This window comes from Halalkalibacter flavus, from assembly GCF_036663575.1.
Lineage (GTDB): Bacteria > Bacillota > Bacilli > Bacillales > Bacillaceae_D > Halalkalibacter > Halalkalibacter flavus.
Genome location: NZ_JAWRVK010000030.1, coordinates 49,274 through 55,936, shown reverse-complemented (window position 1 = coordinate 55,936; position 6,663 = coordinate 49,274). Strand labels below are relative to the sequence as shown.

Here is a 6,663-nt window from a genome sequence, read left to right as displayed (position 1 = left end):
AGGGAAACTACACTTGGGGATCATTCTTTTTCATATATTTGATGGTGCCGCAGCGCGGCATGAGGGTCTACCATGAAAATAGGTTTCATTGGCAAAATTTTAGGGAATCTAATACGGGTGAAAAAGAAGAAGGCACTGAAAAGGGGAAAGTGCCTCCCATTTTCAGTGCTCTTTAGTAAAATAATTCAGGCTTTTAAAGCTTTAAGGCTCTTACTTCGCTAATTTTTCTAAATTTCCATTCTTATCCATTTTGAAAGAGGCAGTTGAAAGAGACTCCTCATCTTCTAAAATAGCCATACGTCTAGCGCGATTCATAATTTGAATAAGAGATTGATAATCCTCTTCGATAATACTATTATCTTGTTTAATTTTCTTCAATTCCCTCTCTAATTCATTGTTTCTAGATTCGAGCTCTTGGTTCTCTTTCACTAATCTCTCATTTTCACGTTGTAACGCAGAAGATTGAGATGAAGTATGCATCATGCTTTGTAAATAGTCAATAACCGATTCTAGTGACATCTCGCTATCTAGTGATTGATTTACGCGTTCCATAGTTGGTTGAGGTGCCCACATTGGCCTCATTTGAGGATAATAGGAGTACGATGCAGCGCGCTTCCGTTCTTTTCGCTCTTTCTTTGCTTCGGCAATTTGCTTCATATACCGGTTACGTACGACTGCATTCCAACGAAACCCACACGCAGCAGAAGTTCGATTTAACTCGTCACCAACCTCATCAAATGCACGCAGCTGAGTACTTCCTTCTTTAATGTGTTTCAGTACAGTTTCAGCTAATAATACATCATCTTCATGAGACCAAGCATCTTGTCTAATTTTCATATTTTATCAGCTCCTTGAATGGTTTTATCTAATTGGTACCAATTCTAACCAGATAAAAAGATCTTTATACAAGGGTGATAGAAAAAAGAAAAAGATTATTTAAGTAGTGCAATTTATAAAGGACTTAGTTAAATAGATTATAGACTTCAGCTAATTTGGTAGTTGTCCATGTATTTAATCTACAAAGCTATTGGGGTACGTCCGGATAAAGTAAATAGTAAAAAAGCTTGAAATACTAGAATTATACTAGCTTCAAGCTCGGATAACATCATTTATTCTTTAGGCGTTCGTAAACATCAGCTAATGCTTGTTCAAACTTACCCGTTCTTTTAGGTTCATAATATGATACACCCTTTAATTTACTAGGTAAATATTGTTGCTTTACCCAGCCGTGTTCGTAATCATGAGGGTATTTATAATCAACACCGCGACCTAATTGCTCTGCCCCTTGATAATGGGCATCTTTAAGGTGTTTTGGAACATCACCAATCTTGCCTTTGCGTATATCAGCTAATGCTGCATCGAGTGCCTTGTAGGCTGAATTTGACTTTGGTGATAAGCATAGTTCAATGACCGCATTTGCAAGAGGGATCCTTGCTTCCGGAAAGCCTAGACGTTCGGAGGCTTCAATAGCAGATAAGGTTCTAGAACCTGCTTGGGGATTTGCTAATCCGATATCCTCATAAGCAATAACAAGTAACCTTCTATTAATACTTATTAGATCGCCTGCTTCAATTAATCTTGCTAAGTAATGAAGGGCACCATCTACATCACTACCTCTTATTGATTTTTGGAATGCTGAAAGGACATCATAATGAGCATCTCCATCTTTATTATGTTGAAAGCTTTTCTTTTGAATACAAGCTTCAGCAGTTTTTAATGAAATCATTTTGATTCCATTGTCATTTGGGAAGGTTGACAGTATTGCTAATTCTAACCCATTTAAAGCAGAGCGAACATCGCCACCACACGCTTGAGCTAGATGAGAAATGGCTTCATCGCTAATCTCTACTTTTTCCTTTCCGTATCCATTTGACTCATCCAAAAGTGCACGCTGTAACGCTTGTTTAATATTGTCAATTGTTAATGGTTCAAGTTCAAATATTTGACAACGGCTACGGATTGCTGGGTTAATAGAATGAAACGGATTAGCCGTTGTTGCTCCAATTAAAATTAAAAGTCCATTTTCGAGATAAGGCAATAAGAAGTCTTGCTTTCCTTTATCTAAACGGTGCACTTCATCGAGAATTAAAATAAGTTGTCCGTGCATCTTAGCTTCTTCAACAGCAATTTCCATATCTTTTTTATTATGAACGACGGCATTAAGCATTTTTGACGGCGTACCTGTGGAACCAGCGATGCTGCTAGCGATCGATGTTTTTCCGATACCTGGAGGACCGTAGAGGATCATGGAGGATAACTGACCTGCATCAACCATCCGTCTTAAAAGCTTTCCTTCTCCAATTAAATGCTGTTGACCGATAATACCTTCTATTTTTTGTGGTCTCATTCGATAGGCGAGTGGTTGCTTTTTCATATTTAGCCTTCTTTCTACATTGCTATAGTTAGTGTAATGGATGTGAACAGAAAATCCAACTATCCTTACTGGTTTTGATTGTCTAGCCCCCCATTGTTGAGATTTTCATGCTATAATGGCAAAGAATTAATTAGAGAGAAGGGATTTCTCTTGAGGAGAATAGAACTAAGTAATACAAAGCGTATCTTTTTTATTCGCTGGGGTACGTTTATGTTTGGGCTAATGGTTATGGGGCTTGGGATTGCACTAATGGTTCATGCAGACCTAGGTGGTGCACCTTGGGATGTACTGCATATTGGTCTGACAAATCATTTTGGATTGACCGTAGGTACTTGGTCTATTCTTATGGGATTAGTTGTTTTAATTATAACAGCACTTTTAATGAAAGCGTGGCCGCAAATGGGAGCCTTTTTAAATATGCTGTTTCTTGGTATATTTATTGACCTGTTTTTATGGATCGTACCAGCCCCTACTCACTTACTTTTGCAATATGTCATGATGATAACGGGGATCATCATAATTGGTTATGGCATTGGGATATATATTGCTCCTGGATGTGGAGCAGGTCCTCGTGATAGCTTAATGCTTGCACTGCAAATAAAAACTGGCTGGAAAGTACAACATGTTAGAATTTTAATGGAAGTTATAGTATTGATAGTAGGTTGGCTTTTAGGGGGTACCGTATTTATTGGTACACTCATCTTTTGTTTTGGAATAGGTTCAGTTGTAGGAGTAACATTACCACATTGCAAGCGGATATTTGATTCTATTTTGAAAAGAGGGAATAAGGATGAAGATTTCAACGAAGGGTCGCTACGGACTCACTATTATGATGGCATTAGCTAAACAAGCTGGGGAAGGACCTATATCACTTAAATCAATTGCTAAAGAATATGATTTATCAGAACATTATCTTGAGCAATTAATTGCACCTCTTAGGAATGCAATGCTTGTTAAAAGTGTCCGTGGTGCATACGGAGGTTATATGCTAGCAAAAGATGCAAAAGAAATAACAGCTGGTGATATTATTCGTGTGTTGGAGGGGCCAATCAGTCCAGTAGAAGTAATGGATAATGAAGAGCCAGCTAAGCGCAATCTATGGATAAAAATACGTGATGCTGTCAAGGATGTACTTGATAACACAACTCTTGAAGACTTAGCGACGTACGAAGATTCAGGAGATCAAGAATATTTTATGTTTTACATTTAAGAGGATTCAATCCTTTTAGATAGGTATTATATATAAAAGAAGGTGGACGAAAAGTGGAGATGATTTACGTTGACCACGCAGCAACCTCACCCCTTCATCCAGAAGTACTCGATGCAATGCTCCCATATTTCCAGACGTATTTTGGAAATCCTTCAAGCATTCATCAAATCGGAAGACAGGCGAGGCAAGCAATCGATCAAGCACGTAGAAAGATCGCACATGCTCTAAATGTTAGTGAACAGACCCTTATCTTTACAAGTGGTGGAACAGAAGCAGACAATATGGCGATCCTTGGCTATGCACTAGAGAATGAAGCGAAAGGAAAGCATATTATTACTTCAAAGGTGGAGCATCATGCCGTATTACATGCATGTGAGGAGCTTGAAAAACGCGGATTTGAAGTTACATATCTTCCTGTAGATGAAACAGGGAGAGTAAAGCTAAATGATGTACAAGTAGCTTTGCGTGATGATACAATTCTCGTTACATTGATGTTTGGGAACAATGAAGTTGGAACAGTACAGCCAATTCAGGAAATTGGAGTTTTGTTAAAGGAACATCAAGCTGTTTTTCATACGGATGCGGTACAAGCGTGTGGGATGGTTGAATTAAATCTTGCCGAACTGGAAGTAGACATGCTATCGATTTCTGCTCATAAAATTAACGGACCTAAAGGGGTGGGTCTTCTTTATGTGAAAGAAAGCTTGAAGCTTAGACCTGTTCTTTTTGGAGGAGAGCAAGAGCGAAAGCGTCGAGCAGGAACAGAAAATGTTGCAGCTGTTGTCGGATTTGCTAAAGCAATGGAGTTGTCTGTTCATTCCATAAAGGAACGGCAAAAGAAATACCAACAATTTGCTAGGAAATTAATTGATAGATGGGCAGAAGAAGAAATAACTTTTTATGTCAATGGTCATCAACATGAGCGTTTGCCTCATGTATTAAATATAAGTTTCCCCGGAGTGAATGTCGAATCATTGTTAATGAATCTTGATCTAGTGGGGATCGCAGCCTCAAGCGGTTCCGCCTGTACAGCAGGATCAATCGAGCCATCTCATGTACTTGTAGCAATGTTCGATCAAGACAACGAGCGGATACAGTCTGCGATTCGTTTTAGCTTTGGTCTTGGTAATACACAAGAACAGATTGAGCGAGTTGCAGATGAAACAGCAAAAATTGTGAAGCGGCTAGGACAGCTTGAGGAATTTATCAACTAGAATGGAGCCAAAGGTGGTGAGTGCATGAAGAAACGACCAGAAGATACAAGAGTCGTTGTTGGAATGTCTGGTGGAGTTGATTCATCTGTTACAGCGTTGCTGCTTAAAGAGCAAGGCTATGATGTGATAGGGATTTTCATGAAAAACTGGGATGATACTGATGAAAATGGGTTTTGTACGGCAACAGAGGATTATGAAGATGTAATTCAAGTGTGTAACCAAATTGGAATTCCGTATTATGCAGTAAACTTTGAAAAGCAATATTGGGATAAAGTATTTACGTACTTTTTAGAAGAGTACAAAGCAGGGCGTACCCCTAATCCCGATGTAATGTGTAATAAGGAAATTAAATTTAAAGCTTTTTTAAATCATGCCATGTCACTCGGGGCTGATTATGTGGCAACTGGTCACTATGCCCGAGTAGAAGAGCGTGAAGGGAAATATGTACTGTTACGTGGTGTGGACGACAATAAGGATCAAACGTACTTTTTAAATGCTCTTTCTCAAAAGCAATTATCAAAAACGATGTTCCCAATTGGTCATTTGCCGAAAAAGGAAGTACGTGAGCGTGCTCTATCCGCTAATCTTGCAACAGCAAAGAAAAAAGATAGTACAGGAATATGTTTTATTGGTGAACGAAATTTCAAAGAATTTCTTAGCGAATTTTTGCCAGCTCAACCTGGTGAAATGCAAACAGTAGATGGAGAAGTAAAAGGACAGCATGATGGCTTAATGTACTATACTCTTGGTCAACGTCAAGGTCTTGGTATCGGTGGAGCTGGAGAGCCATGGTTTGTTATAGACAAAGATTTAGATCGAAACGTGTTAATTGTTGGTCAAGGATTCCATCATGAAGGCCTATATTCTGAAGGGCTAGACGCAATTGGAATGAATTGGATCTTAAAAGAACCAACGTCTGAGGAATTTACATGTACAGCGAAACTTCGCTATCGCCAAGAAGACCAACAAGTAACAGTTTACCCGAAAGAGGACGGGACAGCTCGAATTTATTTCCACGAACCTCAGCGTGCTGTAACTCCAGGACAAGCTGTTGTCTTGTATGAGGGAGACGGTTGTCTCGGTGGAGGAACAATTGATCATGTTATTAAGAAGTGGGAAAATGCCTAATTAGGTATTTTCCTTTTCAAATTTAATGACAAAAAGTAGGTTTTACTATTAAGAGAATCAAAAAAATAAGGAGGAGTATTATGCTTAATGAAAAAGGCATTGCCTACATGAATGAAAAAAAATATGAAGAAGCCGCACAGGCGTTTAATGACGCGATTGAAGAAAATCCAAATGACCCTACTGGCTTTGTGAATTTTGGAAACCTTTTAGGGGTGCTTGGTGATTACGAACGCGCACTTACTTTTTTTGATCAAGCAATCGGCCTAGATGAACATGCGGCAACTGCTTATTACGGGGCTGGAACAATTTATTATAAGCAAGATCAATTTGAAGAGGCTGCGAAGATGTTTAAGAAAGCGTTGATGGAAAAATTGGATGAAGCTGATGTTCATTTTATGCTTGGAATGAGTTATTACCAACTTGGTGCACTTCCCCATGCACTAGCTTCTTTTAAAAGAGCGGTAGAACTTCAACCAAGAGACGTTGACGGTTTATTTCAATATGGATTATGCTTAGCTCAATTAGAATATATTGATGAATCAATAGAGCAGTTTGAGCATGTCATTAAATTAGATGAAAGTCATGCAGATGCTTTTTTTAATTTAGGTGTAGCATATGCCTATAAAGAACGTGCGACCGATGCATTGAAAGCATTTGAAAATGCTCTCGAAATACAACCAGATCATGCATTAGCTGCAAATGGAAAGAAAACCATTGAACAAGCCATCAAGTAAGGG

The 6,663-nt window shown here is 38.7% G+C and carries 7 protein-coding genes; 5 read left to right on the top strand and 2 right to left on the bottom strand.

What is annotated here, in order from left to right:
* Window positions 1–210: 210 nt before the first annotated feature.
* Together SAY88_RS17660 and SAY88_RS17655 are read right to left on the bottom strand one after the other, a co-directional pair.
* Window positions 211–837: an RsfA family transcriptional regulator gene (locus SAY88_RS17660; protein ID WP_332633476.1), complete on the bottom strand. Its 627-nt coding sequence runs from the start codon at window positions 835–837 to the stop codon at window positions 211–213.
* Window positions 838–1,105: 268 nt separating this feature from the next.
* A complete protein-coding gene (locus tag SAY88_RS17655; RefSeq protein ID WP_332633475.1) occupies window positions 1,106–2,374 on the bottom strand; it encodes a replication-associated recombination protein A in 1,269 nt (422 codons plus the stop codon).
* Window positions 2,375–2,533: 159 nt separating this feature from the next.
* On the opposite strand from SAY88_RS17655, the gene SAY88_RS17650 reads away from it, so the two are divergent.
* From SAY88_RS17650 to SAY88_RS17630, 5 genes are all read left to right on the top strand, one after another.
* Window positions 2,534–3,220, top strand: a complete 687-nt coding sequence (locus tag SAY88_RS17650; protein WP_488803301.1) for a YczE/YyaS/YitT family protein — start codon at window positions 2,534–2,536, stop codon at window positions 3,218–3,220.
* The gene (gene cymR / locus SAY88_RS17645) at window positions 3,165–3,584 is read left to right on the top strand and encodes a cysteine metabolism transcriptional regulator CymR (RefSeq protein ID WP_034625202.1); all 420 of its coding nucleotides are present in this window, start codon (window positions 3,165–3,167) and stop codon (window positions 3,582–3,584) included. The genes SAY88_RS17650 and cymR overlap by 56 nt, the downstream gene beginning before the upstream one ends.
* 53 nt (window positions 3,585–3,637) lie before the next feature.
* The gene (locus SAY88_RS17640; protein WP_332633474.1) at window positions 3,638–4,798 is read left to right on the top strand and encodes a cysteine desulfurase family protein; all 1,161 of its coding nucleotides are present in this window, start codon (window positions 3,638–3,640) and stop codon (window positions 4,796–4,798) included.
* Window positions 4,799–4,822: 24 nt separating this feature from the next.
* Window positions 4,823–5,926 carry a tRNA 2-thiouridine(34) synthase MnmA gene (mnmA, locus tag SAY88_RS17635; protein ID WP_332633473.1) on the top strand — a complete coding sequence of 368 codons (1,104 nt, stop codon included), beginning with the start codon at window positions 4,823–4,825 and terminating at the stop codon, window positions 5,924–5,926.
* Between the two features lie 80 nt (window positions 5,927–6,006).
* Complete coding sequence (locus tag SAY88_RS17630) at window positions 6,007–6,660, top strand: tetratricopeptide repeat protein (protein ID WP_332633472.1); 654 nt, start codon at window positions 6,007–6,009, stop codon at window positions 6,658–6,660.
* Window positions 6,661–6,663 lie beyond the last annotated feature (3 nt).